This window comes from Marmoricola endophyticus (assembly GCF_014644415.1).
In the GTDB taxonomy this organism is placed as follows: domain Bacteria; phylum Actinomycetota; class Actinomycetes; order Propionibacteriales; family Nocardioidaceae; genus Marmoricola; species Marmoricola endophyticus.
This window is the reverse complement of sequence record NZ_BMKQ01000001.1, coordinates 1,553,276-1,579,344: the sequence shown is the minus strand read 5'-3', so window position 1 is coordinate 1,579,344 and position 26,069 is coordinate 1,553,276. Positions and strand designations below refer to the sequence as shown.

The window sequence follows — 26,069 nt, the reverse complement described above, 5'->3', positions numbered from 1 at the left end:
CAGTGCTGTGGTCGTGTGCCCCACGACGGTCCAGGAGCCGACCTTGGGCACACGACCCGATACTGGGGGGATGAGGCGGGCGCACACGGTCGAGCAGGTCCGGGCGGCGGAGGGCGAGCTGATGGCGCGGCTGCCCGAGGGAGCGCTGATGCAGCGGGCGGCTCACGGGCTCGCGGCGGCGGTCGCCGACCTCCTCGGCGAGGTGTACGGCGCCCGCGTGCGCCTGCTCGTCGGCCCGGGCGACAACGGCGGGGACGCCCTGTGGGCAGGTGCGCTGCTGGCTCGCCGAGGCGCGGGCGTCGAGGCGGTGCTGCTCTCGGAGAAGGCGCACGCCGAGGGGCTCGCGGCACTGCGGGCCGCCGGCGGGCGCGTCGTCGACTCCGGGGGTGCGCGGCCCGACGTCGTCGTCGACGGCATCCTCGGCATCGGTGGGCGGCCCGGGCTCCGCGAGAACGCCGTGGCCGCGCTCGCCGACGTCGCCGGGGTGCCGGTGGTCGCGGTCGACGTGCCCTCGGGCGTCGAGGTCGACACCGGGCGGGTCGACGGGCCGCACGTGCGCGCTCACCTCACCGTCACGTTCGGCACGCACAAGCTCGCCCACCTGGTCGACCCGGCGGCCGAGGCGTGCGGCGCTCTCCACCTGGTCGACATCGGGCTCGACCTGCCCGAGGCGGCACTCGAGGCGCTGCAGCCCGCGGACGCCGGTGCCCTGCTGCCGGTGCCGGGCCCGTTCGACCACAAGTACACGCGCGGCGTGGTCGGCGTCCGCGCCGGCAGCGAGCAGTACCCGGGCGCCGCCGTCCTCTGCACGTCCGGCGCCGGCACCGGGCTGGCCGGCATGGTGAGGTACGTCGGCTCAGCCGCCGACCAGGTGCGTGCCGTCCACCCCGAGGTCGTGGTCGGCGCGGGTCGCGTGCAGGCCTGGGTGGTCGGCTCGGGCGGCTCCGAGGGCGCCGCCGAGGCGCTCGCCGAGGCGGCGGCCGACGGCGTGCCGCTGGTCGTCGACGCCGACGCGATCGCGCACGTGCGGTCGCTCGAGCCCGACGCCGACGTGCTGATCACGCCGCACGCCGGCGAGCTGGCCGCGCTGCTGGACGTCGACCGGGCCGAGGTCGAGGCCGACCAGCTCGGGTACGCGCGCCGGGCCGCGGCAGACCTCGGGGTGACGGTGCTGCTCAAGGGACGGCACACGCTGTGCGCGGCGCCGGACGGTCGGGTCCGGGTGACGACCACCGGCACGCCCTGGCTGGGCACGGCCGGCGCGGGGGACGTGCTGGCCGGGCTGTGCGGGGCGCTGCGTGCCGCCGGCCTGTCGTCGTACGACGCCGGCTCGCTGGGGTCCTGGCTGCACGGGGCCGCCGCCCAGCTGGCCTCGGACGGCGGGCCGCTGGTCGCCGCGCGCGTCGCCGACGCGGTCCCGCCGGTGGTACGTGGGCTGCTGAGGTCGACCCTCTCCTAGAATCGTCGGGCCATGCCCGAGAACCCGACCGTCCCGCGCGCGGAGATCGTGGTGGACCTCGACGCGGTCCGGCACAACGTCGGCCGGCTGCGCGAGATCGCCTCCGCCGAGCGGCCGGTGGCGATGATGACGGTGGTCAAGGCCGACGGCTACGGTCACGGGATGCTGCCCGTCGCGCGGGCGGCGCGCGAGGCCGGGGCCGAGTGGCTGGGGGTCGCGACACTCGACGAGGCCCTCGCCCTGCGTGCCGGCGGCGACACCGGCCGGGTGCTGTGCTGGCTGACGGTGCCGGGGGAGGACTACGCCGCGGCGGTGGCCGCCGACGTCGACCTGACGGCGTACTCCGTCGCCGAGCTGGACGAGATCGCCGCAGCGGTCGACGGCACCCCGGCGCGCGTCCAGGTCAAGGTCGACACCGGCCTCTCCCGCGGAGGAGCGGCCCGTGCCGACTGGGAGGCGGTGCTGTCCCGCGCGGCCGAGCTCGAGGCGGCCGGGACGATCCGGTTCACGGGCCTGTGGTCCCACCTCGCGTGCGCCGACGAGCCCGCGCACCCCGCCAACGACGCCCAGGAGAGCGCCTTCCGCGACGCACTCGCGCTGGCCGACCGTCTCGGCCTGGCCCCCGAGGTCGTGCACCTGGCGAACTCCGCCGCAGCCGTGCTGCGGCCGAGCGCGCGCTTCGGCCTCGTCCGGTGCGGGATCGCCTCGTACGGGCTCGACCCGGCGCCCGGTCACACCGGCGACCTCGGGCTGCGCCCGGCGATGACCGTGCGCGCCCGGCTGGCGCTGACCAAGCCCGTCGGCGCGGGTGCGGGCGTCTCGTACGGTCACACGTGGGTCGCGCCGGAGGACACCACCCTCGGCGTGGTCCCGGTGGGGTACGCCGACGGCGTGCTGCGGCACGCCGGCAACGCGGTCTCGGTGTGGGTGGACGGCGTGCAGCGCCCGGTGCGGGGTCGGGTCTGCATGGACCAGCTGGTGGTGGACCTCGGCGGCGAGCTGCCGCCAGCGGGGACCGAGGCCGTGCTCTTCGGGCCCGGCGACGCCGGCGAGCCCACCGCACAGGAGTGGGCCGAGGCGTGCGGGACCATCAGCTACGAGATCGTCAGCCGGGTGGGCGGCCGGATGCGACGGCGCCACACTGGCGAAGGAGAGAGGTAGATGAACGCCTGGGTGAAGGGTGTCGCCGGCGTCGGCCTGGCCGGGCTGGGTGCCGTCGCCGCCGGTGCGGTGGTCGAGCGGCGCGTGGTCAAGGCGCGCCGCCTGGGGGCCCGGGACGTCGACGACCTGACCGCGCTGTCGGCGCCTGCCCGCGAGGTGCTCACCGCCGACGGCGTCGTGCTGCACGCGGAGGTCGACGAGCAGGCGCCGTACGCCACCAGCGCGCCGCGCGAGCCCGGTCCGACGCTGGTCTTCGTGCACGGCTACGCGCTGAACCTGCACTGCTGGCACTTCCAGCGGCGCGCGCTGCGCGGGCGGCACCGGATGGTGTTCTACGACCAGCGGTCGCACGGCCGGTCGGGCCGCTCGGACCGCGAGCACGCCACGATCGACCAGCTCGGCGACGACCTGATGCGGGTGCTCGACACGATGGTGCCCGTCCCCGAAGGGGAGGACGACCCCGGCGTCGTGCTCGTCGGCCACTCGATGGGCGGCATGTCGATCATGGCGTTCGCCGAGCAGTACCCCGAGACCTTCGACGCCCGGGTCCGTGGCGTGGCGCTGGTCGCGACGACCGCCGGGGGTCTCAAGCCGGCCCGGATCCTGTCGCCGCTGATCCCCGACGTGCTCGGCGGCTTCTTCGCGCCCCGGGTGATCGCGGCGCTGGCCTCGGCGCCGGAGCTGATCGACTCCGCCCGTTCTAAGGGCTCCAACCTCGGCTTCCTCGTCGCCGACCGCTTCGCCTTCGGCGGCGAGGCCCCCGCCGCGCACGTCGAGCTGCTCGACCAGATGCTGGCCGGCACGCCGACGGAGGTGCTCGCGGAGTTCTTCGACACCTTCGCGACGCTGGACAAGTTCGCCGTTCTCGACCGGTTCGGCACGGTGCCGACCACGGTCCTGTGCGGCACGAAGGACCGGATCACCTCGATCGGGCACAGCCGGAAGATGGCCGCCCGGATCGAGGGGTCCCGGCTGGTCGAGGTCGAGGGCGCCGGCCACATGGTGCTCTTCGAGGACCCCGAGCTGATCGAGGCCGAGATCGAGCGACTGGTGCGTACCGGCGAGGAGGTGGCGCGATGACCGCGTCCACGAGCGAGCCCGTGATCGAGCTGGTCGGCAGCGAGCGGGCGGCCGAGGTGCTCGCGGTGATCCACGGCGCCTTCGGCGACCGGCCCGCTCTCGACCCGCCGGCCACCGCGATGGAGGAGACCCAGGAGTCCGTGGCGGCCGCGCTGGCCGAGCACGGCGGTGTGCTCGGCTGGATCGACGACAAGCCGGTCGCGACCCTGATCTTCCTGCCGCTCGAGGACATGCTCGGGCTGCGCCGGGTGGGCACCCTGGCCGAGGGACGCGGCACCGGTATCGCCCGCAAGGTGGTCGCGGCGGCCGAGGACGAGGCCGTACGACGCCGCTTCAACGGGCTGCGCCTGATCGCCCGCGAGGAGCTGCCCTCGACGGTGCGGTTCTGGAACAAGCAGGGCTACACGCTGGCCGGCCGGGACGGTCCGCAGCTGTTCCTGCGCAAGATGCTGCCCGTACGCATGAGAGTCGACACCCCCGACGACACCCGCGACCTCGGCCGCCGCCTGGCCGGCCTGCTGGCGCCGGGCGACCTGGTGATCCTGTCCGGCGACCTCGGCGCCGGGAAGACGACGCTCACCCAGGGCATCGGCGCCGGTCTCGCGGTGCGCGGCGACGTCACCTCACCCACGTTCGTCATCTCCCGCGTCCACCGCGCGCAGGAGTCGGGGCCGGGCCTGGTGCACGTCGACGCCTACCGGCTGCACGGCTCGGCGGAGCTCGACGACCTGGACCTCGACACCGACCTCGACGAGGCGGTCACCGTCGTCGAGTGGGGCGAGGGGCTGGCCGAGACGCTCGCCGAGGACCGGCTGGAGATCCGGCTGCTGCGTCCGCACGGCGACGCGGTCCCGGAGGACCTCGAGGACAGCGGTGCCGAGCCGCGCGAGGTGGAGATCACGCCGTTCGGCAAGCGCTGGTTCGACACAGGGCTGGCCGACGCCCTCGCGCCCTTCGACGCTGCCCGCATCCACTCCCGCTCGATCACGCCCGTCGTCGCCGAGGGGGCGCTCTGATGCTTCTCGGACTCGACACCGCGACCACGCGGGTCACCGTCGCGCTGCACGACGGGGAGCGCGTCGTCGCCCAGCGCACCGCCGACGAGGCCATGCGGCACGGCGAGCTTCTCGCGCCGGCGATCGAGGCGGTCCTGGCCGAGGTCGGGGCCCTGCCCTCCGACGTCACCGCGGTCGCCGCCGGTGCCGGGCCGGGGCCCTTCACCGGGCTCCGGGTCGGTCTGGTGACCGCGCGCACGATGGCGTTCGCGCTCGGCGTCCCGGCGTACGCCGTCTGCACGCTCGACGTGCTCGCGGCCGAGGCCGTCGACGCGGGTCTGGAGGACTTCGTGGTGGCCACCGACGCGCGCCGCAAGGAGGTCTACCTCGCCGTGTACGCCGGAGGGGTGCGTACGGCGGGCCCGGTCGTCACCCGTCCCTCGGACGCGGCCACCGAGGCGCTGGTCGTGGGCCGCGGCGGGGTGCTCTACCCGGAGGCGTTCCCGCACCGCGCCGGGCCGGAGCTGCCCAGCGCGGCGGTGCTGTGCGACGTGGTGGTCGGTGAGCGCTACGAGCTCGTCGACCCCGAGCCGATGTACCTCCGTCGCCCGGACGCCCAGGAGCTGTCGCCCCCGCCGGGAGCGGTGCGCCCCCGGTGACGGCGATCCGGCCCGGCGGGCCGGGCGACGTGACCGCGGTCATGGCGCTCGAGGCGGAGGCCTTCGGGGTGGACGCGTGGTCCCGCGAGTCGGTCGTCGCCGCGCTGCCGGACCTGCTGGTCGGCGGGGGCGGGTACGTCGTCCTCACCGTCGCCGGGGACGTCGCCGACCTGCAGCGCATCGCGGTGCCGACGGGGGTACGTCGCGCCGGCGCCGGTCGCGCGCTGCTGGCGGCCGCCGTCGAGCGCGCCGACGCAGCCGGGGCGGAGCGGGTGCTGGTCGAGGTCTCGGAGGCGAACGCGGCCGGGCGGGCGTTCTACGCCGCGAACGGGTTCAGCGAGATCCACCGCCGGCGCCGCTACTACCGCGACGGCACCGACGCCCTCGTGCTGACCCGGCTCGCCCGCACGCCCACGGCGCCCTGACCCGGCTCGTCCGCTCGCGCGGAGGTTCACGAGAGTGCGAGGACCCGCAGCTCGGCCTGGTACGACGCGTACCCCGCGCGCAGGTCCTCGCTCGGCCAGTCGGCCGGGAGCAGCTGCGGTGGCAGGAGGGGGTCGGAGGCGAGGTGGCGCACGAGGGCCGCGGCGACCGCCAGGCGTGGAGCCGGGTCGGGCGTACGGCGCAGGTCGTCCAGCAGCCGCCGTCCCTCGGTGGCCCAGGCGTCGAGGTCCCACAGCGAGCGCACCAGCTCCGCGGGCTCGTCGGGCTCGGCACGGAACGTGCGCAGGACCGGGTCCTCGCCGTAGCGAGGAGTGCGCCGGAGGTTCGCCGGTCGGGTCCACACGCCCTCCCGCAGCTCCGCGAGTCGGTGCGCCGCGAGCTCGCCGCGCAGCGCCGCGCGGTCGGCGGCCGTACGCCCGGCGACCACCACCACGGCCATCTCCCAGCTGCCGTCCCAGGGCTTCTCCGCGTCCCGCACGGCCTCGTCCTGGCGCCGCTGACGCCGGACCAGCCGCTCGCCGAGGCCGTACTCGCTGCCACGGCGTACGAGGTCCCCGGCGGCGACGGCGCGGGTCAGGGCGACCCGGGTCGTGGCCGACGGGACGCCGAGGTGCTCGCCGGCGTGGGTCAGCACTGCGGAGCTCATGGGGTCCGGGTGGGAGCCCAGCAGCAGGCTGAGTGCGACCGACCGCGCGGAGAGCGTCGGCGGCGTGTGGGGCATGGGTCGTAGCGTCTCACGCTACAGATGTGGACTCACTTGTCAGAAAGTATGTAACATCACGACGGAGCAGGTGGCCCCCGAGGGCCACCCAACGCCAGCGCCGAGGCCAGGAGAGGACGCCGATGAGCACGCACGAGGTCGTCAACCAGGTCCCGCCGCTGGTCGGGCACAGCACCGCCGCCGACCCCGCGCTGCGCGAGGGGGTGGAGCGCGAGGGGGCCGGCTGGGCCCTGCCCGAGATCGACGACCTCGGCCGGCTCTCCGGCACCGAGGCGGCGATCGAGTGGGGCCGGCTCGCCGAGCGCGTACCCCCGCGGCTGCACACCCACGACCGCTACGGCAACCGCGTCGACGAGGTCGAGTACGTCCCCGCCTACCACCAGCTCATGCGCACCGCCGTCGAGCACGGCCTGCACGGGGCTCCGTGGGCCGACGACCGGCCCGGCGCCCACGTCGCCCGCGCCGCGAAGTTCTACACCTGGCGGGTCGACGCGGGCCACGGCTGCCCGATCTCGATGACGTACGCCGTCGTGCCCGCGCTGCGCGCGAACCCGGAGCTGGCCGCGCGGTTCGAGCCGCTGCTGACCAACGAGGTCTACGACCTCGGGCTGCGCGACCCCGAGACCAAGGGCGGCCTGATCGCCGGCATGTCGATGACCGAGAAGCAGGGCGGGTCCGACGTCCGCGCCAACACCACGACCGCGACCCGCCAGTCCGACGGGACCTACGTGCTGCGCGGGCACAAGTGGTTCACCAGCGCGCCGATGAGCGACCTGTTCCTCACCCTCGCGCAGACACCGGCGGGCGTCACCTGCTTCCTGGTGCCGCGGGTCCTGCCCGGCGGGGCCCCGAACGCGATGCGGTTCATGCGTCTGAAGGACAAGCTCGGGAACCGGTCCAACGCCTCCTCCGAGATCGAGTACGACGCCGCCGTCGGCTGGCTCGTGGGCGAGGAGGGCCGTGGGGTGCGGACCATCGTGGAGATGGTCAACATGACCCGCCTGGACTGCGTGATCGGCTCGGCCGCCGGGATGCGCGCGGGAGTGACCGCGGCGGCGCACCACGCCCGGCACCGCAGCGCGTTCGGCGAGCTGCTGATCGACCAGCCGGCGATGCGCAACGTCCTGGCCGACCTGCAGGTCGAGTCCGAGGCGGCGACGACCGCGATGCTCCGGCTCGCCGGTGCCAACGACCGTGCCGTACGCGGCGACGAGGCCGAGGCCGGTCTGCGCCGGATCGCCCTGGCCGTGACGAAGTACTACGTGTGCAAGCGGGCGCCCGCGATGGTCAACGAGGCGCTGGAGTGCCTGGGTGGCAACGGGTACATCGAGGACTTCGACCTCGCTCGGACGTACCGCGAGATGCCGTTGCTCTCGATCTGGGAGGGGTCGGGCAGCGTCGCGGCGCTCGACGCGCTGCGGGCGATCGCCAGGGAGCCGCACACCCTCGAGCTGCTCTTCGCCGAGGCCGAGCGGGCGTGCGGCGCGGACGCCCGCTTCGACGACGCGGTCGACCGGCTGAAGAAGGAGCTCACCTCCGCCGACGACATCGAGCTGCGCGCACGGCGGGTCGTGGAGCAGATGGCGCTCGTCTTCCAGGGGGCGCAGCTGCTCCGGCACGCGCCGGCGGCGGTGGCCGACGCCTTCTGCGCCTCGCGGCTGGGCCGCGACTGGGGTGGCGCCTTCGGCACGCTGCCGCCGGGGCTGGACCTCGGGCCGATCCTGGAGCGCACCGCGACGGGGTTCCCGGGCTGAGCGCCGGCAGCCGGTGAGTGGGAGGATCACGGGGTGAGCCCGACCCGTACCGACGCCCCCCTGGTCCTCGGCATCGAGACCTCGTGCGACGAGACGGGCGTCGGCGTCGTGCACGGCCACACGCTGCTCGCCGACGCGGTCGCCTCCAGCGTGGAGGAGCACGCGCGCTTCGGTGGCGTCGTGCCCGAGGTGGCCTCGCGCGCCCACCTGGAGGCCATGGTCCCGACGGTCGAGCGGGCCTGCGAGACGGCGGGCATCGCGGTCGGCGACGTCGACGCGATCGCGGTGACCTCCGGGCCGGGCCTCGCGGGGGCGCTGCTGGTCGGGGTGGCGGCGGCGAAGGCGCTGGCGCTCTCCCTCGGCAAGCCGCTGTACGGCGTCAACCACCTCGCCTCCCACGTCGCCGTCGACCAGCTGGAGCACGGCGCGCTGCCGGAGCCGTGCCTGGCGATGCTGGTCTCCGGTGGGCACTCGTCGATCCTCCGGGTGGCCGACGTGACCGGCGCGGACGACGGCGTCGTCCCCCTCGGCGCCACCATCGACGACGCGGCGGGCGAGGCGTTCGACAAGGTGGCACGACTGCTGGGGCTGCCGTTCCCCGGCGGTCCGCACATCGACCGGGCGGCTCGCGAGGGCAGCATCACCATCGACTTCCCGCGCGGGCTCACCTCCCGGCGCGACCTCGAGCGGCACCGCTTCGACTACTCGTTCTCCGGGCTCAAGACGGCCGTCGCGCGCTGGGTCGAGGCGCGCGAGCGCAGTGGTGAGCCGGTGCCGGTCGCCGACGTGGCCGCCTCGTTCCAGGAGGCGGTCTGCGACGTGCTGACCCGCAAGGCCGTCGACGCCGCGGCCGACCAGGGCATCGAGGACATCCTCATCGGGGGAGGGGTGGCCGCGAACTCCCGGCTGCGCGTGCTCTGCGAGGAGCGCGCCGCGGCGAAGGGGATCCGGGTCCGCGTGCCCCGCCCCGGCCTGTGCACCGACAACGGTGCGATGGTCGCGGCTCTCGGTGCGGAGATGGTCGCGCGCGGCCGGACGCCGTCGTCGTACGACCTGCCGGCCGACTCCTCGCTCCCCGTCACCGAGGTCCTCGTCTAGGGTGCCCCGACCGCCGACACGTGGCCGCTAGGTTGGCCGCACTCGCGGGACCGCGACGACACGAGACGCAGGAGGCCGGGATGCAGCAGGTGCAGGCAGTGGTGGCGAAGGCGAAGGGCGCGCCGGTCGAGCTGGTCACGATCAACGTGCCCGACCCCGGCCCGGGCGAGGCGGTGGTGGCGATCCAGGCCTGCGGGGTCTGCCACACCGACCTGCACTACCGCGAGGGTGGGATCAACGACGACTTCCCGTTCCTGCTCGGTCACGAGGCGTCCGGCGTCGTCGAGTCCGTCGGCGAGGGGGTCACCGAGGTGGCGCCCGGGGACTTCGTCGTCCTCAACTGGCGCGCCGTGTGCGGCGAGTGCCGGGCCTGCAAGCGGGGCGAGCACAAGTACTGCTTCGCCACCCACAACGCCGAGCAGAAGATGACGCTCGAGGACGGTACCGAGCTGAGCCCCGCGCTGGGGATCGGCGCGTTCGCGGAGAAGACGCTGGTCGCCGCCGGTCAGTGCACCAAGGTCGACCCCGACGCGCGCCCGGCCGCCGTCGGCCTGCTCGGCTGCGGGATCATGGCCGGCATCGGGGCCGCCATCAACACCGGTGCCGCCACCCGTGGCAAGTCCGTGGCCGTCATCGGCTGCGGCGGGGTCGGCGTGGCCGCCGTCGCGGGGGCCGCCCTGGCCGGCGCCAGCCCGGTCATCGCGGTCGACATCGACGCGAAGAAGCTCGAGGCCGCGAAGGCCAACGGCGCCACCCACACCGTCGACTCCTCGCAGGTCGACCCGGTCGAGGAGATCAAGCGGATCTGCGCCGGGACGTACGAGGGCGCCGAGGGCGCCGACGTGGTCATCGAGGCGGTCGGCCGCCCCGAGACCTGGAAGCAGGCGTTCTACGCCCGCGACCTGGCCGGCGTGCTGGTCCTCGTCGGCGTGCCCACCCCGGACATGACCCTCCCCGACCTGCCGCTGATCGACGTCTTCGGCCGCGGCGGCGCGCTGAAGTCCAGCTGGTACGGCGACTGCCTGCCGAGCCGCGACTTCCCGATGCTCACCGACCTCTACACCTCCGGCCGGCTCGACCTGGACGCGTTCGTGTCCGAGGAGATCGGGATCGGCGACGTCGAGGCGGCGTTCGACAAGATGCACGACGGCTCGGTCCTCCGCTCGGTGGTGATCCTCTGATGACGCTCCGGGTCGACCATGGCGTCGCGAGCGGCACCTTCAGCCTCGACGGCGAGACCCACGAGGTGGACAACAACCTCTGGGTGGTCGGCGACGACGAGGAGTGCGTGGTCATCGACGCCCCGCACGACGCGAGCGCGATCACACGCCTGGTCGGCGGACGCCGCGTCAAGGCGATCCTGCTGACCCACGCCCACGACGACCACAGCCGGGTCGCCCCCGAGCTGCGCCAGCAGGTGGGCGCACCGATCCTGCTGCACCCCGACGACAAGCCGCTGTGGGAGCTCACCCACGGTGGCCCGGACGACCCCGACGCGCAGCTGTGGGACGTCGACCTCACCGACGAGCAGAGCGTCAAGGTCGCCGGCGCGTCGATCAAGGTGCTGCACACGCCCGGCCACGCGCCGGGCGCGGTGTGCTTCTACGTCCACGACCTCGGCTGCGTCTTCACCGGCGACACCCTGTTCCAGGGCGGACCCGGTGCGACGGGACGCTCGTACAGCGACGAGGACGTGATCAAGGACTCGATCCGCGCGCGTCTGCTCGCCCTGCCCGACGAGACGGTGGTCCACACCGGCCACGGCGACGACACCACGATCGGTGCCGAGCGCGCCGGGCTGGATGCCTGAGCCGCGGCAGCCCGGCGGCTGGGGCGCGGACCCGCGCGACCTCTGGCGCACCGCGTTCTCCGTCCTGTTCGCCGCCAGCGCGTACGCCTTCCTCTCGCCGCAGGCGCAGGTCCCCGGCGACGTCCCGGTGTCGGACAAGCTGGTACACGCCGTGCTGTTCGTCCTGCTCGCGGTCACCGGGGTGAGAGCCGGGCTGTCCTGGCGGGCGGTGCTGGTCGCGCTGCTCGCCTGGGCGGTCGTCTCCGAGGTCCTCCAGGCCGTGCTCCCGATCGGCCGCGACGGCAACGTCGCCGACGCCGTCGCCGACGCGGCGGGCGTGCTGGTCGGCCTCGCGATCGTCGTCGGGCTGCGCCAGCTGCCTCAGAAGCGGTAGCTCGTCTGCGTGTGCGGGCTCTTGGCGAACGCGAGCACCTTGGTCACCTCGACGCCCCACAGGTCCGCTCGGTGGCCGCCCCCAGCCGTGAGCTGCTCCCCGGTGCGCTCGAAGGGCCAGCTGCCGGCGTACTTCGACCGGTACGCCGCTGCCACGTCCTCCAGCTCCGTGTGGTCGCGCCGCAGGCTCGCACGGCCTTCCAGCACCACGTCGATGCCTTCGGCCCAGCGGTTGGCCCCGGTCGTGACAGCCACGGCGGTGCCGTGCGCGAGGTTGCGGCTCTTCTGCTCCTCGGCGCCGGTGGTGAACCAGAACGTCTGGTCGAGCCAGACCCCGACCAGCGGGGTCACGTGCGGCCGGCCGTCCGCACGCACCGTGCTCAGCCAGTAGAGCTCGGCGGCGCCCAGCTGCCGGTCGGTGAGGTCCCACGGCGTCGCCGGGGCGCCGGGGTCGCTGAATGCTTCGGTGAGGATCGTCTCCATGGCGGGACCGACCCGGGAGCGGGGCCGGACTCATCGCGTTCGGTGAGGCGGCCGACGGTGTGCCGCGAAGAGCGGGTCAGGACGACGCGCGGCGCCGGGTGCGTACGAGGTCGAGCACGCCGACCCCGATCGCCGCGGCGACGAAGACCAGGGCGGCAGCGACGGCAGCGGTGAGCGCGGTGCCGTACGAGGACGCGCCCGGCCCCGCGACCGCGGCCAGGAACGTCGCCCCGATCACTGCCTGGCCGACCGCCAGCCCGATGCGCTGAGCCGTCTGCAGCACCCCGCCGGCGGTGCTGCCGGCGACCGGGTCGACCTCCATCAGGGTCAGCGCCTGGTTGGGCGTGATCAGACCACCCGAGCCGGCACCCATCACGAACAGCGGCGCGAACAGCAGCAGCCCGACGTGCTCGGTCGGTCCGGTGCGCGCGACGAGCGCGAGCGCGACGGCACCGACCGCGAAGGTGCTCGCCGCGCCGACCACCAGCGGGCGCCCGACCCGGTGCACGACCCGCCCGGCCAGCAGTGCCGAGGTCGCGCTGCCGAGCGCGAACGCCGTGACGCCCAGGGCCGACTGCAGCGCGGTGTAGCCGAGGCCGCGCTGGAAGTAGAGCGCCATCACCAGCGGCAGGCCCGCCTGGGCGGGGAAGAACAGCAGCGCCAGCACCACGCCCGAGGTGTACGACGGCACCCGGAACAGCCGCAGGTCGATCAGCGGGTCCTTGCGAGTCCGGGTCAGCCGGGCCTCGCGACGCACGAACAGCCCGAGCAGCACCAGCACCGGCACGGCGAGCGCGAGGACGAGCGGCCCGACGGCGTCGTACTCGATCGCCGCGATCAGGACCGAGAAGGTCGCCAGTCCCAGCGTCAGCGAGCCGAGCAGGTCGAGGCGGTGGCTGCCGGTGCTCGGGGTGACGGGCAGCAGCCGCCGGCTCAGCAGCATCACCACGATCCCGACGGGGACGTTGACGAAGAACACCAGGCGCCAGCCCAGGTCCGGGCCGCCCAGCGCGATCAGCGCCCCGCCGACCAGCGGCCCGAGCGCCGTGGCCAGACCGACGTTCGTGCCGAGCACACCGAAGGCACGACCGCGCTCGCGCCCGGAGAACATCTGCTGGATCAGCCCCGAGACCTGCGGGTTGATCAGCCCGCCGGCGACGCCCTGCAGCACGCGGGCGGCGATCAGGACCTCGGCGTTCGGGGCGAGCCCGGACAGCGCGCTGGTCACGACGAAGCCACCGACCCCGACCTGGAACATCAGCCGTCGGCCGTGGTCGTCGCCCAGCCGCCCCGCCAGCACCGGCACCAGGCCGAAGGACAGCGTGTAGCCGGAGACCACCCACTGCAGCTGGCTGGACCCGGCGCCGGTCGCGTCGGCGATCGAGGGCAGCGCCACGTTGGTGACCGAGACGTCGAGCAGGGTCATGAACAGCGCGCTGCAGCACACCGCGAGCGCGATCCAGCGCTCCCGGCCCGCAGGACCGTCGGGGACGGGACCGGGCTCCGGCGCGGGTCGCGGGTGCTCGCTCACGGCAGCCGCTCCACGAGGAGGGCCGTCCCCCGTCCGGCGACCCGGGTGAGGACCAGCGTCGCCTCCGTGTCCCCCTGCAGCTGCAGCCGTCGGCGCAGCACCTCGGGGACCACGTCGACGCCGCGCTTCTTGATGGCCAGCGTCCCGATCCCTCTCTCGCGCAGCGCCGCGCGCAGCGGCTTCTCGCGGTACGGCAGCTCCTCGAGCACCCGGTAGCCGGTCGCGAACGGTGTCGTACGACGCACCGCCGACGTCACGTAGGCGATGTGCTCGTCCAGCAGCCCGCCCTCCACCTGGGCGGCGACGGCACTCACCAGCCCGGCTCGGACGACGGCCCCGTCCGGCTCGTAGAGGTGCTCGGCGAGCGCGTGGACCTCGGCCGGCGGCGCGTCCTCGTCGGTCAGCGTGGCCAGACCCGCCCCGGCGAGCACCGTCGCCCGGCGGGCCGTCGTCGCCAGCGGCCCCGACCACAGCGCGGCCTCCTTGACCTCGCCGCGGTGGCTGACCCACTCCGCCTCGACGCCCTCGGGCACGAGGTCGTGGGGGATGCCCGGCGCCACCTTCACGCAGGCGGCACGGGCCAGCAGCCGCTCGACGAAGTCCCAGGGCGGGACCCAGGAGTCGGGCGCGAACCGGCGCCCCGCGCCCGTACGCCGTGCCGGGTCCGCGAAGGCGACGGCGAACGGGGAGAGGTCCATCGTCGTCGCGTCGGCGACGCTGACGGCGCCGGCCAGGCCGAGCGCGTCCAGGTTGGCGCGGGCCACCTCCACGCGAACGGGGTCCAGGTCGACGCCCGCGCAGGTGAGGCCGGCCGCCGCGAACGCGATCAGGTCCCCGCCGACACCGCAGCCGAGGTCGACGAGGGAGGACGGCGCCGCCGCCGCCATCCGTCCCGCCCGGTGCTCGGCGACCGGGACCCGGGTGGCCTGCTCCAGCCCGTCGGGGGTGAAGTACATCCGCTCCGCCAGCCCGCCGAACTTCGTCTCCGCCCGCGCCCGCAGCTCGACCTGCCCGAGCGCGGTCGCCACGCGGTCCGACGACTCGTCGCGCCGCAGCCGGTCCCCGGCCTTGAGGGCGGGGACCCCGTCCGCGACCAGCCGGGTCGCCCGCTCGAGCAGCTGCTGGCCCGGCGGGGTCAGCAGCCACCGGAAGGCGTCGAGGTCCACCCGGGCATCCTCGCGCGGCGGGCGGTGAGCGCCGCGGCCGCCCCGGGCGTCTGGCACTCGCTCCACCTGAGTGCTAGTTTCGCCACTGGCACTCTCCCCGTGAGGGTGCCAGCACCGACCCGGCACGCGCGACCCCCGCGACGGCGCGCGTGAGGCAGGTCGGTGACCCGCTCATCCCAAGTCACCCATCGTTGAAAGTGGAGGTCGACATCGTGTCGGTCAACATCAAGCCGCTCGAGGACCGGATCGTGGTCCAGGCCGTGGACGCCGAGCAGACCACCGCCTCCGGCCTGGTCATCCCGGACACCGCCAAGGAGAAGCCCCAGGAGGGCGAGGTCGTCGCGATCGGCCCGGGCCGTGTCGACGACAACGGCAACCGCGTCCCCGTCGACGTCACCGTCGGCGACAAGGTCATCTACTCCAAGTACGGCGGCACCGAGGTCAAGTTCGGCGGCGAGGAGTACCTCATCCTCTCCGCCCGCGACGTCCTCGCCGTCGTCTCCTGAGGCACCTGGCATCCCGGCTGGCGGCGTTGTCGTCGGTCGACGACCGCTCCGCTCTTCAGGTCGCCTTCCCTCCTCCGCCTTGCCAGCCGGGCGCCAGGCACCTCAGGTCCTGACACACCGCGAAGACCGGGGCCGCCTCGCGGTCCCGGTCTTCTCGTTCCACCACACTTTCCTTCCGCTAAGGAGCAGCAATGCCGAAGATCCTGGAGTTCGACGAGGACGCCCGCCGCGCGCTCGAGCGCGGCGTCGACGCCCTCGCCAACGCCGTCAAGGTCACGCTCGGTCCCAAGGGCCGCTACGTCGTCCTCGACAAGAAGTGGGGCGCGCCCACGATCACCAACGACGGGGTCACCGTCGCGCGCGAGGTCGAGCTGGACGACCCCTTCGAGAACCTCGGGGCCCAGCTGACCAAGGAGGTCGCCACCAAGACCAACGACGTCGCCGGTGACGGCACGACGACGGCGACCGTGCTGGCCCAGGCGATGGTCCACGAGGGCCTTCGCGCCGTGGCCGCCGGTGCCAACCCGATGGCGCTCAAGCGCGGCATGGACCTCGCCTCCGAGGCCGTGTCCGGCGCCCTGTCCCAGGCCGCCCGCGACGTCGACTCCAAGGACGACATGGCCGCGGTCGCGACCGTGTCCAGCCGTGACGAGACCATCGGCGCCCTGCTGGCCGAGGCGTTCGACAAGGTCGGCAAGGACGGTGTGATCACGGTCGAGGAGTCCAACAGCATGGGCACCGACCTCGAGTTCACCGAGGGCATGCAGTTCGACAAGGGCTACCTCTCGCCGCACTTCGTCACCGACCAGGAGGCCATGGAGGCGGTGCTGGACGACCCGTACGTCCTCCTCCATCAGGGCAAGATCTCCTCCGTGCAGGAGCTGCTGCCGCTGCTGGAGAAGGTGATCGGCACCGGCAAGTCGCTGTTCATCCTCGCCGAGGACGTCGACGGCGAGGCCCTCTCGACGCTGGTCGTCAACAAGATCCGCGGCACCTTCTCGGCCGTGGCCGTGAAGTCGCCCGCCTTCGGCGACCGTCGCAAGGCGATGATGCAGGACATCGCCGTCCTCACCGGCGGCCAGGTGATCGCCCCCGAGCTGGGCCTCAAGCTCGACCAGGTCGGCGTCGACGTGCTGGGCACCGCCCGCCGCGTCGTCGTCACTAAGGACAACACCACGATCGTCGAGGGTGGTGGCGACGCCGCCGAGCTCGAGGGCCGCGTCTCGCAGATCAAGGCGGAGATCGAGAGCACCGACTCCGACTGGGACCGCGAGAAGCTGCAGGAGCGCCTGGCCAAGCTGGCCGGCGGCGTCTGCGTCGTCCAGGTCGGTGCCGCCACCGAGGTGGAGCTGAAGGAGAAGAAGCACCGCATCGAGGACGCCGTGTCCGCCACGCGCGCCGCGATCGAGGAGGGCATCGTCGCCGGTGGCGGCTCGGCCCTCGTGCACGCGGTCTCCGTCCTCGAGGACGGCCTCGGGCTCACCGGCGACGAGGCGATCGGCGCGCGGATCGTGCGCCGCTCGGCCGACGAGCCGCTGCGCTGGATCGCCGAGAACGGCGGCGAGAACGGCTACGTCGTCACCACCAAGGTGCGCGAGCTCGGCGTCGGGCAGGGCTACAACGCCGCGACCGCCGAGTACGGCGACCTCGTCGCGCAGGGCGTTCTCGACCCGGTGAAGGTGACCAAGTCGGCGCTGACCAATGCGACCTCGATCGCCGGGATGCTGCTGACCACCGAGACCCTCGTGGTCGACAAGCCCGAGGAGGAGGAGCCCGCCGCGGCCGGACACGGCCACGGTCACGGGCACTGACGCCTCGACGACGTACGACGGCCCCTCCGGCAGCTGCCGGAGGGGCCGTCGGCGTTCTCGCGCCCGCAACAGCGATGACGCGAGCCGGTCACACCCGCGCCCGAGGATGGCGCCATGTGGTGGACCGTGCGGACGACGACGGCCGACCGGCCGGGCGCCCTGGCGCGGATCGCCGGCGCCTGCGGTGAGCGCGGCGTGAACGTGCTCGGCCTGCAGATCCACCCCGCTCTCGGAGAGGTGCGCGACGAGCTCGTGCTGGAGACCCCCGCCGGCTGGGTCGCCACCGACCTGGCCGACCTGATCGGTGCGGCGGGCCGCCTGGCGGTCGAGGTCGAGCCCCGACCCGACCAGAGCATCGTCGACGAGACCGTCCGGTGGTTGCGGGCCGCGCACCGTGTCCTCGCCGCGCCCGAGCGGCGTGCCGCCGTCGTCGCGGGGCTCGTCCCCGGAGCGCCGTCCGGCATCGAGCAGGCCCGCCTGGACGCCCTCGGCGCGGTGCTCGACGCGGCGGCCGAGCCACCGCCCGAGGACGACCTCGAGGTGGATGTCGAGGTCGCGGGCTCCGTGGTCCGCGCCCGGGCCGGCTCGACGGTGGTGGCGACCGGTCGGCTCGCGGAAGGGCCGGAGCCGGAGGTCCCGCAGCTCACGGTCGTCGTACGCGCGGCCTGGCGTCGCCGCGGCATCGGACGGGCCGTCCTCGCGCAGACGCTCGGCCTGGCCCTGGCGACGGGGGCCCACGAGGTGGTGCTGGTCGCGCCGGCCGCGGACGAGGGCACCCTCCCGCTGCTCGACGCGCTCGGCCTCCGCGGCCGGATGCGCCTGCACGGCGGCGACCTCCACGTGCGGCTCGCCGTGCCGCAGCGGCATAGACTCGAGGGCCCAGCGATGCGCAGCCGGTGAGCGAGCACCGGACGGCGCCCCGGCACGACCGCGGAAGGTGACATGAGCGACGAGGTCCCCGACAAGTTCGCCGCCCTCGGGCTGACGTACGACGACGTCCTGCTGCTCCCCGGCGAGAGCGACCTGGCGCCGTCCGAGATCGACACCAGCACCCGGCTCACCCGGGACCTGACGATCAAGGTGCCGCTGGTCAGTGCGGCGATGGACACCGTCACCGAGGCCCGGATGGCGATCGCCATGGCCCGCCAGGGCGGGCTCGGCGTGCTGCACCGCAACCTCTCGACCGAGGACCAGGCCTACCAGGTCGACCTGGTCAAGCGGACCCAGACCGGGATGATCTCCAACCCGGTCACGATCACCCCCGACCGGACGCTGGAGGAGCTCGACACCATCTGCGGCGAGTACCGCGTCTCCGGTCTCCCCGTCGTCGACGTCGACAACCGGCTGCTCGGCATCATCACCAACCGCGACCTGCGCTTCACCCCCGTCGCGGAGTGGGCGACCACGAAGGTCGACGAGGTGATGACCCCGATGCCGCTGATCACCGCACCGGTCGGCATCTCCCGCGACGACGCCACCACGCTGCTGCGCCGCCACAAGCGCGAGCGGCTGCCGATCGTGGACGACGCGGGCCGGCTGGCCGGGCTGATCACGGTCAAGGACTTCGTCAAGTCCGAGCAGTTCCCCCTGGCCTCCAACGACGCCCACGGCCGGCTGATGGTCGGCGCGGCGATCGGCTACTTCGGCGACGCGTGGGAGCGCGCGACGACGCTGATCGACGCCGGGGTCGACGTGCTCGTCGCCGACACCGCCCACGGCCACGTCCGGATGCTGACCGACATGGTCCGCCGGCTCAAGAGCGACCCGGCCACGCGGCACGTCCAGGTGATCGGCGGCAACGTCGCCACCCGCGCCGGCGCCCAGGCCTTCGTCGACGCCGGTGCCGACGCGGTCAAGGTCGGCGTGGGTCCCGGGTCGATCTGCACCACCCGGATCGTCACCGGCGTCGGCGCGCCACAGGTCACCGCGGTGTACGAGGCCTCCCTGGCCTGTGGTCCTGCCGGCGTCCCCGTCATCGCCGACGGTGGCCTGCAGCACTCCGGCGACATCGCCAAGGCGATCGTCGCCGGGGCCAGCTCGGTCATGGTCGGCTCCCTGCTGGCCGGCTGCGAGGAGAGCCCCGGCGAGCTGGTCTTCGTCAACGGCAAGCAGTTCAAGGCCTACCGCGGGATGGGCTCCCTGGGCGCGATGAGCAGCCGCGGCAAGAAGTCGTACTCCAAGGACCGCTACTTCCAGGCCGAGGTCACCAGCGACGACCAGCTGGTGCCCGAGGGGATCGAGGGCCAGGTCGCCTACCGCGGGCCGCTGTCGGCGGTGGCCCACCAGCTGGTCGGCGGGCTGCACCAGTCGATGTTCTACGTCGGCGCGCGCACGGTGCCCGAGCTGCAGGACAAGGGCCGGTTCGTCCGGATCACCCAGGCCAGCCTCAAGGAGTCGCACCCGCACGACGTGCGGATGACGGTCGAGGCGCCGAACTACCCGGGGCACTGAGGCGTGGCCGTGCGCCTGCGCGCCCTGCAGGAGGGCGACTGGCCGGGCGTGCTGGCGATCATCGCGACGGTGGCGGCGGAGGGGGAGACGTACACCCTCGACCACGGGATCGGCCAGGCGCAGGCGCGCGCCTTCTGGTCCGACGCCGCGCACATCGTCGTGGCGGTCGACGGCGACCGGGTGCTGGGCACGGCGAAGATGGGTCCGAACCGCGCGGCCCAGGGCTCGCACGTCGGCACCGCCTCGTTCATGGTCTCGCCGCAGGCGCAGGGTCGCGGGGTGGGTCGGGCGCTCGCCGACCACGTCGTCGAGTGGCACCGCGAGAACGGCTTCCGCGCGATCTGCTTCAACGCGGTCGTCGCGACCAACCAGGCGGCAGTACGCCTGTGGCAGCGGGTCGGCTTTCGGGTCGTCGGGACGGTGCCGGGCGCCTTCCGGCGACCGAACGGCGACTACGCCGACCTCCACGTGATGTATCTCGAGCTCGTCGGTGAGCCGTGACCTCCCCCGTGCGGGGGACCTGGCATCATCGACGAGAGCAGGATCCCGACGTCAGGAAGAGTGCATGACAGCCACACCGACGCGCACCAAGCGTGCGTACGACTCCTCCGGGCGCCAGGCGGCCGCGCAGCGGCGCCGTGAGCGCGTGGTCGAGGTCGCGACCCGCCTGTTCGCCCAGCACGGCTGGACCGGCACCACCCTCGCCCTGGTGGCCAAGGAGGCGGGCGTCTCGACCGAGCTGGTCTCGGGTGCCTTCGGCGGCAAGCCGGGCCTGCTCCTGACCGCGGTCCGCAGCAGCACCTTCGGCGACGGCGGCGACATCACCGGGGCGACCGCGGCCCTGCACCTGGAGCAGGTCGACGACCGCGAGGAGCGGCTGGACCGTGCGGTCGAGTTCGTCGTGCGGTCGCTGCGCACGATGGCCCCGCTGATGCCGGCGATGATCCACGCGGCGGGCGAGGACGCCCAGGCCCTGGAGCTGATCCGCGATGGCCGTGCCCAGCGTGCCGCCATGGCGCACGACCTCGTGACGATGCTGGGCGAGGGCCCCTCGGACGGCAGCCCGGACCAGCAGACCGTCGACCTGGTGTACCTCACCACCTCGGGCGAGGTGTACCTCCAGCTCACCCAGGAGCTCGGCTGGGACGAGGCGCACTACACCGCGTGGCTGCGTGCCGAGCTCGACCGGATCATCCGCGGCTGAGGGCCAATCTTTTTGCCTGTTGCCACCGTGCATCGAACTCTGCGAGACTGCGTGCTCGTGACGGGCTCGGCCGTCGGGCGCTGAGCGCCGGACCAGTCTCTGGGGGGAGACGCGCGAGCCCGTCACGCCCCCTCGCGCCGACCGTGAGACTGTGCGTCGTACGCCACGCACCCGACGGGAGGAACGCTCGGTGACGCAGACGGGTCGACTGCTGCTGGTCGAGGACGATCCCGTGATCGGGGAGGCGACCGCGCTGCACCTGGAGCGGCACGGCTACACCGTGACCTGGTCCCAGGACGGCCTCGAGGCGTGGGAGAGCTTCGCCGACGAGGCGTACGACCTCGTGCTCAGCGACGTCATGCTGCCGGGCATGGACGGGGTGACCCTGTGCCGGCGCGTCCGTGAGTCCGGACCCACCCCGGTGGTGCTGATCTCGGCCCGCAGCGACTCCGTCGACGTCGTCGGTGGGCTCGAGGCCGGCGCCGACGACTACGTGACGAAGCCGTTCGACGTGCAGGTGCTCCTCGCCCGGCTGCGCAGCGTGCTCCGCCGGGCCGAGCAGCCGGCCACGGGTGCCGAGAGCGCGGGGGAGGAGTCGTCGGCCGGCGTCGAGGAGGTCGGCGACCTCACCGTCGACCGGCGCGCTATGGAGGTGCGCCGAGACGGGGAGCCGGTCCCGCTGACGCCCACCGAGCTGCGGCTGCTGATCGAGCTGATCGACGCCCGCGGCGCAGTGCTGTCCCGCGGTCAGCTGCTGCAGCGCGTGTGGGACTACGAGGACTGGGAGGACGACGCCCACCTGGTCAACGTCCACGTGCAGCGGCTGCGCACGAAGGTCGGTGCCGAGCTCGTCGAGACGGTCCGTGGCTTCGGCTACCGGCTGCGCACGTGAGCGGGCGCTCCGGTCGGTCGCGCAGGGGTCTGCAGCTGCGGATCGCCGCCACCGTGGCGGGCATCGTGCTGCTCGCCGTCGCCGCCCTCGGGCTCGCGGTGCACCAGATGGTGGTGCTCGACCGGGTCCGCCAGTCGCGCGACACCGCCGACGCGCAGATCGCGGCGGCCGTCGACGTCTACCGGCGGACCCGGCTGCTCAGCTTCGACGCCTCCCTCGACGACACCCGGCTGCCGGCCGAGCTGCGACGCGCGGTCCGCAGCAGCGGCGACCGCGGCACGCTCGTCACCGGTGGCCGGACCCGCGTCGTGTGGGCGGCGGCGCGGGTCGGCGACGAGGTGATCAGCACGCGCACCAGCGTCGACGTCGTCGACGGGTCGGTCCGGGCTCTGGACCGGGCGCTGCTGCTCGCCGGTGGGACGACCGTCGTCGTCGCCATCCTCCTCGGGCTGCTGTCGGCCGCGCGGATCGCCCGGCCGCTGCGCGGTGCCGCTCGGACCGCACGTCGGGTCGCCGCCGGTGAGCCGGCCGGATCGTTGCGCGAGGCGGTCGGCGGACGCAGCGACGAGATCGGCGAGCTCGCGGACGCCGTCGACGCGATGGCCGCGAGGCTGGACGCCCGGCTGCGTGCCGAGCAGCAGTTCACGGCCGACGTCGCCCACGACCTGCGTACGCCCGTGACAGGTCTGACCACGGCCGCCGACCTGCTCGACGACTCCCGCCCGGCGGTGCTGGTCCGCGACCGCGCCGCCGCGTTGGCCGCGCTCGTCGAGGACCTGCTCGAGGTCGCCCGGCTCGACCGCGGGTCCGAGACGGCCGACCTGGAGAGCGTCGACCTCGCCGAGGCGGTGCGCCGAGCCGTACGACGTGGGGTCGCGACCGGGGAACTCGTCGAGCAGGCGGTCCGGGTCGGCGCCGACCCGGACCCGGTACGCGTCGTCACCGACCCCCGCCGCCTCGAGCGTGTGCTGAGCAACCTCGTACGCAACGCGGTCGCGCACGGTGCGCCTCCGGTGGAGGTGGTCCAGCGCGGCTCGTCGGTCCTGGTGCGCGACCACGGCGCGGGCTTCGACGAGACGATGCTCGCCGACGGGCCGCGCCGCTTCCGGCGCTCGCGTCGCACCCCCGGCAACGGGCTGGGGCTGGTGATCGCCGCCGGGCAGGCCGACGTCATCGGCGCCGACCTGCGGTTCGCCAACGCCGAGGGCGGCGGAGCGCTGGTCACCCTGGTGCTGCCGGGCGAGCCGGGGTCACGGTCACCTCACGGCGAGGTCACGATCTCGTGAGAGGACCGGCCCCGACCCGTGACGTCGGTGTGCCCGGGCCGCGACCGGCCTCGCCTAGCGTCGTCCCCATGACGAACCCGATGGCACACCGAACCCCGGCCCGACGCGTACGGGCCGCCTCCTGCGCGGTGCTGGTCGCCGGTCTCGGCGTCACCCTCGCCGGCTGCGGCAACGGCGTGGAGTCCTCGACCGGCACGGCCCCGGCCACGACCGTGTCCGTCACCCCGACCCCGACCCCGGCGACCTCCCCGTCGCAGAGCGCCTCGGCCGAGCCGTCCGGCTCGACCTCCGGCGACAGCTCGTCGGGTGGCTCCGGGAGCAGCTCGGGCGGCTCGTCCGGCTCCCCGTCCGGCTCGTCCGGTACGAGCATCTGCTCGGCCGGCGACCTGAAGGTCTCCGAGTCCTCGCCGGCCGGCAACGGCGGCGGGACCGCCGGCAGCGTCTACACCGAGCTCACCTTCGCGAACACGTCCTCCTCGACCTGCGTCCTCGACGGGCACCCGGGGGTCTCCTTCGTCGGCAACGGGTCCGGGACCCAGCTCGGACGCGGCGCGACCTTCATCGGACCCACCAAGCGGACGACCCTGGCCCCGGGTTCGCAGGCGCGCGCACAGCTGCGCATCGCCAGCCCGGGCGTGTACGGCGACTCCTGCGCCCCCGTCGCCGCCGACGGCTTCCGGATCTACCCGCCGGACTCCCGGGCGAGCGTGTTCGTGCGGGAGTCCTCGTTCCGGGCCTGCTCGAAGAAGCTGCCCGGCGGCAAGTCCCAGCTGAGCGTCACCGCCGTCGGCACCGTGCAGTGACCTCGCACTGAGCAGCACGGACGCACCCGGCCCCGCGCGGCTCCTCGTGAGCGGCGCGGGGCCGGTACCGTGCTGCGGGTGAACGACCTCGAGATCGGCGCCGCCAAGCGGGCCCGCCGTGCCTACGCCTTCGACGACATCGCGATCGTGCCCAGCCGTCGCACGAGGGACCCGGAGGAGGTCTCGATCGACTGGCAGATCGACGCCTACCGCTTCGAGCTCCCGATCGTGGCCGCGCCGATGGACTCGGTGATGTCGCCGGAGACCGCGATCGCGCTCGGCCACCACGGCGGCCTCGGCGTGCTCAACCTCGAGGGCCTGTGGACCAGGTACGACGACCCCTCGGACCTGCTCTCCGAGGTGGCCTCCCTCTCGGGCGACGCCGCCGTGCGCCGGATGCAGGAGATCTACGCCGAGCCGGTGAAGGCGGAGCTGATCACCGAGCGGCTGCGCGAGGTCCGCGAGTCGGGCGTGACCGTCGCCGGCTCGTTGAGCCCCCAGCGGACCAAGGAGTTCGCCAAGACCGTCGTCGACGCCGGGGTCGACATGTTCGTCATCCGGGGGACGACCGTCTCGGCGGAGCACGTCTCGTCGCAGGCGGAGCCGCTGAACCTCAAGGAGTTCATCTACGAGCTCGACGTCCCGGTGATCGTCGGCGGCTGCGCGACCCACCAGGCCGCGCTGCACCTGATGCGTACGGGTGCGGCCGGCGTCCTGGTCGGCTTCGGCGGCGGTGCCGCCCACACCACCCGCACCGTCCTCGGGATCTCGGTGCCGATGGCCTCGGCGGTCGCCGACGTCGCAGCGGCCAGGCGCGACTACCTCGACGAGTCCGGTGGGCGCTACGTCCACGTCATCGCCGACGGGTCGATCGGCCGCAGCGGGGACGTCGCCAAGGCGATCGCCTGCGGCGCCGACGCGGTGATGGTCGGCTCGCCGTTCGCCCGCGCGATCGACGCGCCCGGACAGGGCTTCCACTGGGGCAGCGAGGCCGTGCACGCAGAGCTGCCGCGCGGCGAGCGCGTCGAGATGGAGCGCGTCGGCACGCTGGAGGAGATCCTGTTCGGGCCCGCACGCGTGGCGGACGGCACGATGAACCTCGTCGGCGCCCTGCGACGGTCGATGGCCACCACCGGCTACACCGAGCTCAAGGAGTTCCAGCGGGTCGAGGTCGTCGTCCAGTAGCCGCGTGTGGCCGTCCTTCACCGTTTCGCGTCGTTCGCGGTTAGGGTTGCGCGGTGCCGGACGGACCCCTCACGCCTGAACCCGAGCGCGCCAGGCCGCCTTCTCGGCCGGCGCGTGCCTGGCCGGTGCTCGCGCTGGTGGTCGGTGTCGTCCTCGTGGTGCTCGTCGGCAGCTTCGCGCTCGTGTGGCGCGATGCGGGAAGCTCGAAGGCCTCGCTGACCGACGGCCGTCCGGACCGGCCGCAGCCGTCAGCCACCGCGACACCGAGCGCCACACCGACCGGGCCGACGAAGGCCGAGCGGGTCGCCCTGGACCAGGCGCTCGACGGGCGGAAGGACGCGCTGGCCAAGCTGGCGGGCAAGGCGCAGGCGCAGACCAGGAAGCGGGCGGCCCAAGCGTCCGCGCAGGCGTCCGCCCGGGCCTCCGCCCGGGCCTCCGCCACCGCGGCCCCCCGCGCCACGTTCGTCTTCGCGGAGTTCAACGTGCAGGGCGCCAGCCACCGAGGCAACGTCCCGCAGCGCTCGCGCAACGCGCTGACGCTGCTGAACCGGTCGGGCGCCACCGTCGCGGCGCTGCAGGAGTTCGCGGGCGCGAACCGACGCGCGTTCTTCGGCGCCGCGAACGGACGCTGGTCCGAGGCGAGCCTCGGCGTGAAGTCGTACGAGGCCGACAACGCGATCCTCTGGCGCTCCGACACCTGGACGCTGGTCAAGGGGGAGACCCGGACCTACCCGTACTTCGGCGGCGCGCAGCGCCGGATGCCCCGGGTGCTGCTGCAGAACAAGCAGACCGGCGCGCAGGTCTGGTTCGCCAGCTACCACAACGCGGCCTCCTGCTGCGGGCACGCCAACTCCGCGAAGTGGCGGCGGGTGGCGGTCGGCAAGCAGGTCGCCGACGCCAACGCCCTGCGCGCGGCGACCAAGCAGCCGCTGATCGTGGCCGGCGACATGAACGACCGGCGAGAGTACTTCTGCGACATGGGACCGCGGGCGGCCATGCACTCCGCCGACGGGAGCACCGCCTCCGGGGGGTGCCGGGTGGCGCCGCGACCCTGGATCGACTGGGTGATGGGCACGAGCGACGTGTCGTTCACCGACTACGTGCGGGAGAACTCCGGCTTCGTCCGCGCGTCCTCCGACCACCCGTTCCTCACCACGACGGTGACGGTCGGCGGTTAGGACATCCTCGGGGCTGCTGT

The 26,069-nt window shown here is 73.9% G+C and carries 26 protein-coding genes; 22 read left to right on the top strand and 4 right to left on the bottom strand.

All coding sequences use genetic code 11. From position 1 onward, the window contains the following. Positions 1–70 precede the first annotated feature (70 nt). From IEX42_RS07680 to IEX42_RS07655, 6 genes are read left to right on the top strand one after another with little or no spacing between them, the layout of a single operon-like run. Positions 71–1,459, top strand: a complete 1,389-nt coding sequence (locus tag IEX42_RS07680; RefSeq protein ID WP_188779246.1) for an NAD(P)H-hydrate epimerase — start codon at positions 71–73, stop codon at positions 1,457–1,459. Positions 1,460–1,471: 12 nt separating this feature from the next. Continuing rightward, the gene (gene alr, locus IEX42_RS07675) at positions 1,472–2,620 is read left to right on the top strand and encodes an alanine racemase (protein WP_188779245.1); all 1,149 of its coding nucleotides are present in this window, start codon (positions 1,472–1,474) and stop codon (positions 2,618–2,620) included. After that, positions 2,621–3,700: an alpha/beta fold hydrolase gene (locus IEX42_RS07670; RefSeq protein WP_188779244.1), complete on the top strand. Its 1,080-nt coding sequence runs from the start codon at positions 2,621–2,623 to the stop codon at positions 3,698–3,700. Next, complete coding sequence (tsaE, locus tag IEX42_RS07665) at positions 3,697–4,716, top strand: tRNA (adenosine(37)-N6)-threonylcarbamoyltransferase complex ATPase subunit type 1 TsaE (protein WP_188779243.1); 1,020 nt, start codon at positions 3,697–3,699, stop codon at positions 4,714–4,716. The genes IEX42_RS07670 and tsaE overlap by 4 nt, the downstream gene beginning before the upstream one ends. Next, positions 4,716–5,354: a tRNA (adenosine(37)-N6)-threonylcarbamoyltransferase complex dimerization subunit type 1 TsaB gene (gene tsaB, locus IEX42_RS07660; protein ID WP_229660698.1), complete on the top strand. Its 639-nt coding sequence runs from the start codon at positions 4,716–4,718 to the stop codon at positions 5,352–5,354. Before tsaE ends, tsaB begins: the two co-directional genes overlap by 1 nt. Then, on the top strand, positions 5,351–5,779 hold the full coding sequence (locus IEX42_RS07655) for a GNAT family N-acetyltransferase (protein ID WP_229660697.1): 429 nt from the start codon (positions 5,351–5,353) through the stop codon (positions 5,777–5,779). Before tsaB ends, IEX42_RS07655 begins: the two co-directional genes overlap by 4 nt. 26 nt (positions 5,780–5,805) lie before the next feature. Here the strand turns inward: IEX42_RS07655 and IEX42_RS07650 are convergent, their stop codons facing one another. After that, positions 5,806–6,519, bottom strand: a complete 714-nt coding sequence (locus tag IEX42_RS07650; protein WP_188779242.1) for a PaaX family transcriptional regulator C-terminal domain-containing protein — start codon at positions 6,517–6,519, stop codon at positions 5,806–5,808. 122 nt (positions 6,520–6,641) lie between these two features. Here IEX42_RS07650 and IEX42_RS07645 point away from each other — a divergent pair, with 122 nt between their 5' ends. From IEX42_RS07645 to IEX42_RS07625, 5 genes are all read left to right on the top strand, one after another. Beyond that, positions 6,642–8,273, top strand: a complete 1,632-nt coding sequence (locus IEX42_RS07645) for an acyl-CoA dehydrogenase family protein (RefSeq protein ID WP_188779241.1) — start codon at positions 6,642–6,644, stop codon at positions 8,271–8,273. A 33-nt stretch (positions 8,274–8,306) separates the two neighbouring features. After that, positions 8,307–9,371: a tRNA (adenosine(37)-N6)-threonylcarbamoyltransferase complex transferase subunit TsaD gene (gene tsaD / locus IEX42_RS07640; protein ID WP_188779240.1), complete on the top strand. Its 1,065-nt coding sequence runs from the start codon at positions 8,307–8,309 to the stop codon at positions 9,369–9,371. A gap of 80 nt (positions 9,372–9,451) precedes the next feature. Next, entirely contained in the window at positions 9,452–10,552 is a 1,101-nt protein-coding gene (locus IEX42_RS07635) for an S-(hydroxymethyl)mycothiol dehydrogenase (protein ID WP_188779239.1), read from the top strand. After that, on the top strand, positions 10,552–11,181 hold the full coding sequence (locus tag IEX42_RS07630) for an MBL fold metallo-hydrolase (protein WP_188779238.1): 630 nt from the start codon (positions 10,552–10,554) through the stop codon (positions 11,179–11,181). The genes IEX42_RS07635 and IEX42_RS07630 overlap by 1 nt, the downstream gene beginning before the upstream one ends. Next, positions 11,174–11,554 carry a VanZ family protein gene (locus IEX42_RS07625; RefSeq protein WP_188779237.1) on the top strand — a complete coding sequence of 127 codons (381 nt, stop codon included), beginning with the start codon at positions 11,174–11,176 and terminating at the stop codon, positions 11,552–11,554. Before IEX42_RS07630 ends, IEX42_RS07625 begins: the two co-directional genes overlap by 8 nt. Here the strand turns inward: IEX42_RS07625 and IEX42_RS07620 are convergent. From IEX42_RS07620 to IEX42_RS07610, 3 genes are all read right to left on the bottom strand, one after another. Beyond that, positions 11,542–12,036, bottom strand: coding sequence for a pyridoxamine 5'-phosphate oxidase family protein (locus tag IEX42_RS07620; protein WP_188779236.1), 495 nt, complete (start codon positions 12,034–12,036; stop codon positions 11,542–11,544). The two genes, IEX42_RS07625 and IEX42_RS07620, sit on opposite strands and share 13 nt — an antisense overlap. 76 nt (positions 12,037–12,112) lie before the next feature. Then, positions 12,113–13,567 (bottom strand): MFS transporter, encoded by a 1,455-nt coding sequence (locus tag IEX42_RS07615; RefSeq protein ID WP_188779235.1) that lies wholly within the window; start codon positions 13,565–13,567, stop codon positions 12,113–12,115. Then, the gene (locus IEX42_RS07610) at positions 13,564–14,733 is read right to left on the bottom strand and encodes a class I SAM-dependent methyltransferase (protein WP_188779234.1); all 1,170 of its coding nucleotides are present in this window, start codon (positions 14,731–14,733) and stop codon (positions 13,564–13,566) included. The genes IEX42_RS07615 and IEX42_RS07610 overlap by 4 nt, the downstream gene beginning before the upstream one ends. A gap of 212 nt (positions 14,734–14,945) precedes the next feature. On the opposite strand from IEX42_RS07610, the gene groES reads away from it, so the two are divergent. The 11 genes from groES to IEX42_RS07555 all read left to right on the top strand — a co-directional run bounded on the left by groES (position 14,946) and on the right by IEX42_RS07555 (position 26,049). Then, positions 14,946–15,239, top strand: a complete 294-nt coding sequence (gene groES, locus IEX42_RS07605; RefSeq protein WP_188780994.1) for a co-chaperone GroES — start codon at positions 14,946–14,948, stop codon at positions 15,237–15,239. Between the two features lie 191 nt (positions 15,240–15,430). Beyond that, on the top strand, positions 15,431–17,050 hold the full coding sequence (groL, locus tag IEX42_RS07600; protein WP_188779233.1) for a chaperonin GroEL: 1,620 nt from the start codon (positions 15,431–15,433) through the stop codon (positions 17,048–17,050). 114 nt (positions 17,051–17,164) lie between these two features. Continuing rightward, the gene (locus IEX42_RS07595) at positions 17,165–17,950 is read left to right on the top strand and encodes a GNAT family N-acetyltransferase (RefSeq protein WP_188780993.1); all 786 of its coding nucleotides are present in this window, start codon (positions 17,165–17,167) and stop codon (positions 17,948–17,950) included. A gap of 42 nt (positions 17,951–17,992) precedes the next feature. Further along, on the top strand, positions 17,993–19,501 hold the full coding sequence (gene guaB / locus IEX42_RS07590) for an IMP dehydrogenase (protein ID WP_188779232.1): 1,509 nt from the start codon (positions 17,993–17,995) through the stop codon (positions 19,499–19,501). A 9-nt stretch (positions 19,502–19,510) separates the two neighbouring features. Then, positions 19,511–20,002, top strand: coding sequence for a GNAT family N-acetyltransferase (locus IEX42_RS07585; RefSeq protein ID WP_229660696.1), 492 nt, complete (start codon positions 19,511–19,513; stop codon positions 20,000–20,002). 64 nt (positions 20,003–20,066) lie between these two features. Further along, positions 20,067–20,705 carry a TetR/AcrR family transcriptional regulator gene (locus IEX42_RS07580; RefSeq protein WP_188779231.1) on the top strand — a complete coding sequence of 213 codons (639 nt, stop codon included), beginning with the start codon at positions 20,067–20,069 and terminating at the stop codon, positions 20,703–20,705. Positions 20,706–20,895: 190 nt separating this feature from the next. Further along, entirely contained in the window at positions 20,896–21,597 is a 702-nt protein-coding gene (locus IEX42_RS07575) for a response regulator (protein WP_188779230.1), read from the top strand. Next, positions 21,594–22,883, top strand: a complete 1,290-nt coding sequence (locus tag IEX42_RS07570; protein WP_188779229.1) for a sensor histidine kinase — start codon at positions 21,594–21,596, stop codon at positions 22,881–22,883. Before IEX42_RS07575 ends, IEX42_RS07570 begins: the two co-directional genes overlap by 4 nt. A gap of 68 nt (positions 22,884–22,951) precedes the next feature. Further along, positions 22,952–23,686 (top strand): DUF4232 domain-containing protein, encoded by a 735-nt coding sequence (locus IEX42_RS07565; RefSeq protein ID WP_188779228.1) that lies wholly within the window; start codon positions 22,952–22,954, stop codon positions 23,684–23,686. Between the two features lie 78 nt (positions 23,687–23,764). Further along, the gene (locus IEX42_RS07560) at positions 23,765–24,871 is read left to right on the top strand and encodes a GuaB3 family IMP dehydrogenase-related protein (protein WP_188779227.1); all 1,107 of its coding nucleotides are present in this window, start codon (positions 23,765–23,767) and stop codon (positions 24,869–24,871) included. Between the two features lie 53 nt (positions 24,872–24,924). Continuing rightward, positions 24,925–26,049: an endonuclease/exonuclease/phosphatase family protein gene (locus tag IEX42_RS07555; protein WP_188779226.1), complete on the top strand. Its 1,125-nt coding sequence runs from the start codon at positions 24,925–24,927 to the stop codon at positions 26,047–26,049. Positions 26,050–26,069: the final 20 nt, after the last annotated feature.

What these genes read in the sequence shown, in the direction of transcription:
- tsaE (WP_188779243.1), top strand. Translation starts at nt 3,697, where the DNA reads ATGACCGCGTCCACGAGCGAGCCCGTGATCGAGCTGGTCGGCAGCGAG.
- IEX42_RS07630 (WP_188779238.1), top strand. Translation starts at nt 10,552, where the DNA reads ATGACGCTCCGGGTCGACCATGGCGTCGCGAGCGGCACCTTCAGCCTC.
- IEX42_RS07650 (WP_188779242.1), bottom strand. Translation starts at nt 6,519, where the DNA reads ATGCCCCACACGCCGCCGACGCTCTCCGCGCGGTCGGTCGCACTCAGC.
- IEX42_RS07620 (WP_188779236.1), bottom strand. Translation starts at nt 12,036, where the DNA reads ATGGAGACGATCCTCACCGAAGCATTCAGCGACCCCGGCGCCCCGGCG.
- IEX42_RS07580 (WP_188779231.1), top strand. Translation starts at nt 20,067, where the DNA reads ATGACAGCCACACCGACGCGCACCAAGCGTGCGTACGACTCCTCCGGG.
- IEX42_RS07595 (WP_188780993.1), top strand. Translation starts at nt 17,165, where the DNA reads ATGTGGTGGACCGTGCGGACGACGACGGCCGACCGGCCGGGCGCCCTG.
- IEX42_RS07625 (WP_188779237.1), top strand. Translation starts at nt 11,174, where the DNA reads ATGCCTGAGCCGCGGCAGCCCGGCGGCTGGGGCGCGGACCCGCGCGAC.
- IEX42_RS07645 (WP_188779241.1), top strand. Translation starts at nt 6,642, where the DNA reads ATGAGCACGCACGAGGTCGTCAACCAGGTCCCGCCGCTGGTCGGGCAC.
- groL (WP_188779233.1), top strand. Translation starts at nt 15,431, where the DNA reads ATGCCGAAGATCCTGGAGTTCGACGAGGACGCCCGCCGCGCGCTCGAG.
- IEX42_RS07635 (WP_188779239.1), top strand. Translation starts at nt 9,452, where the DNA reads ATGCAGCAGGTGCAGGCAGTGGTGGCGAAGGCGAAGGGCGCGCCGGTC.
- guaB (WP_188779232.1), top strand. Translation starts at nt 17,993, where the DNA reads ATGAGCGACGAGGTCCCCGACAAGTTCGCCGCCCTCGGGCTGACGTAC.
- IEX42_RS07680 (WP_188779246.1), top strand. Translation starts at nt 71, where the DNA reads ATGAGGCGGGCGCACACGGTCGAGCAGGTCCGGGCGGCGGAGGGCGAG.
- IEX42_RS07670 (WP_188779244.1), top strand. Translation starts at nt 2,621, where the DNA reads ATGAACGCCTGGGTGAAGGGTGTCGCCGGCGTCGGCCTGGCCGGGCTG.
- tsaB (WP_229660698.1), top strand. Translation starts at nt 4,716, where the DNA reads ATGCTTCTCGGACTCGACACCGCGACCACGCGGGTCACCGTCGCGCTG.
- alr (WP_188779245.1), top strand. Translation starts at nt 1,472, where the DNA reads ATGCCCGAGAACCCGACCGTCCCGCGCGCGGAGATCGTGGTGGACCTC.
- IEX42_RS07565 (WP_188779228.1), top strand. Translation starts at nt 22,952, where the DNA reads ATGACGAACCCGATGGCACACCGAACCCCGGCCCGACGCGTACGGGCC.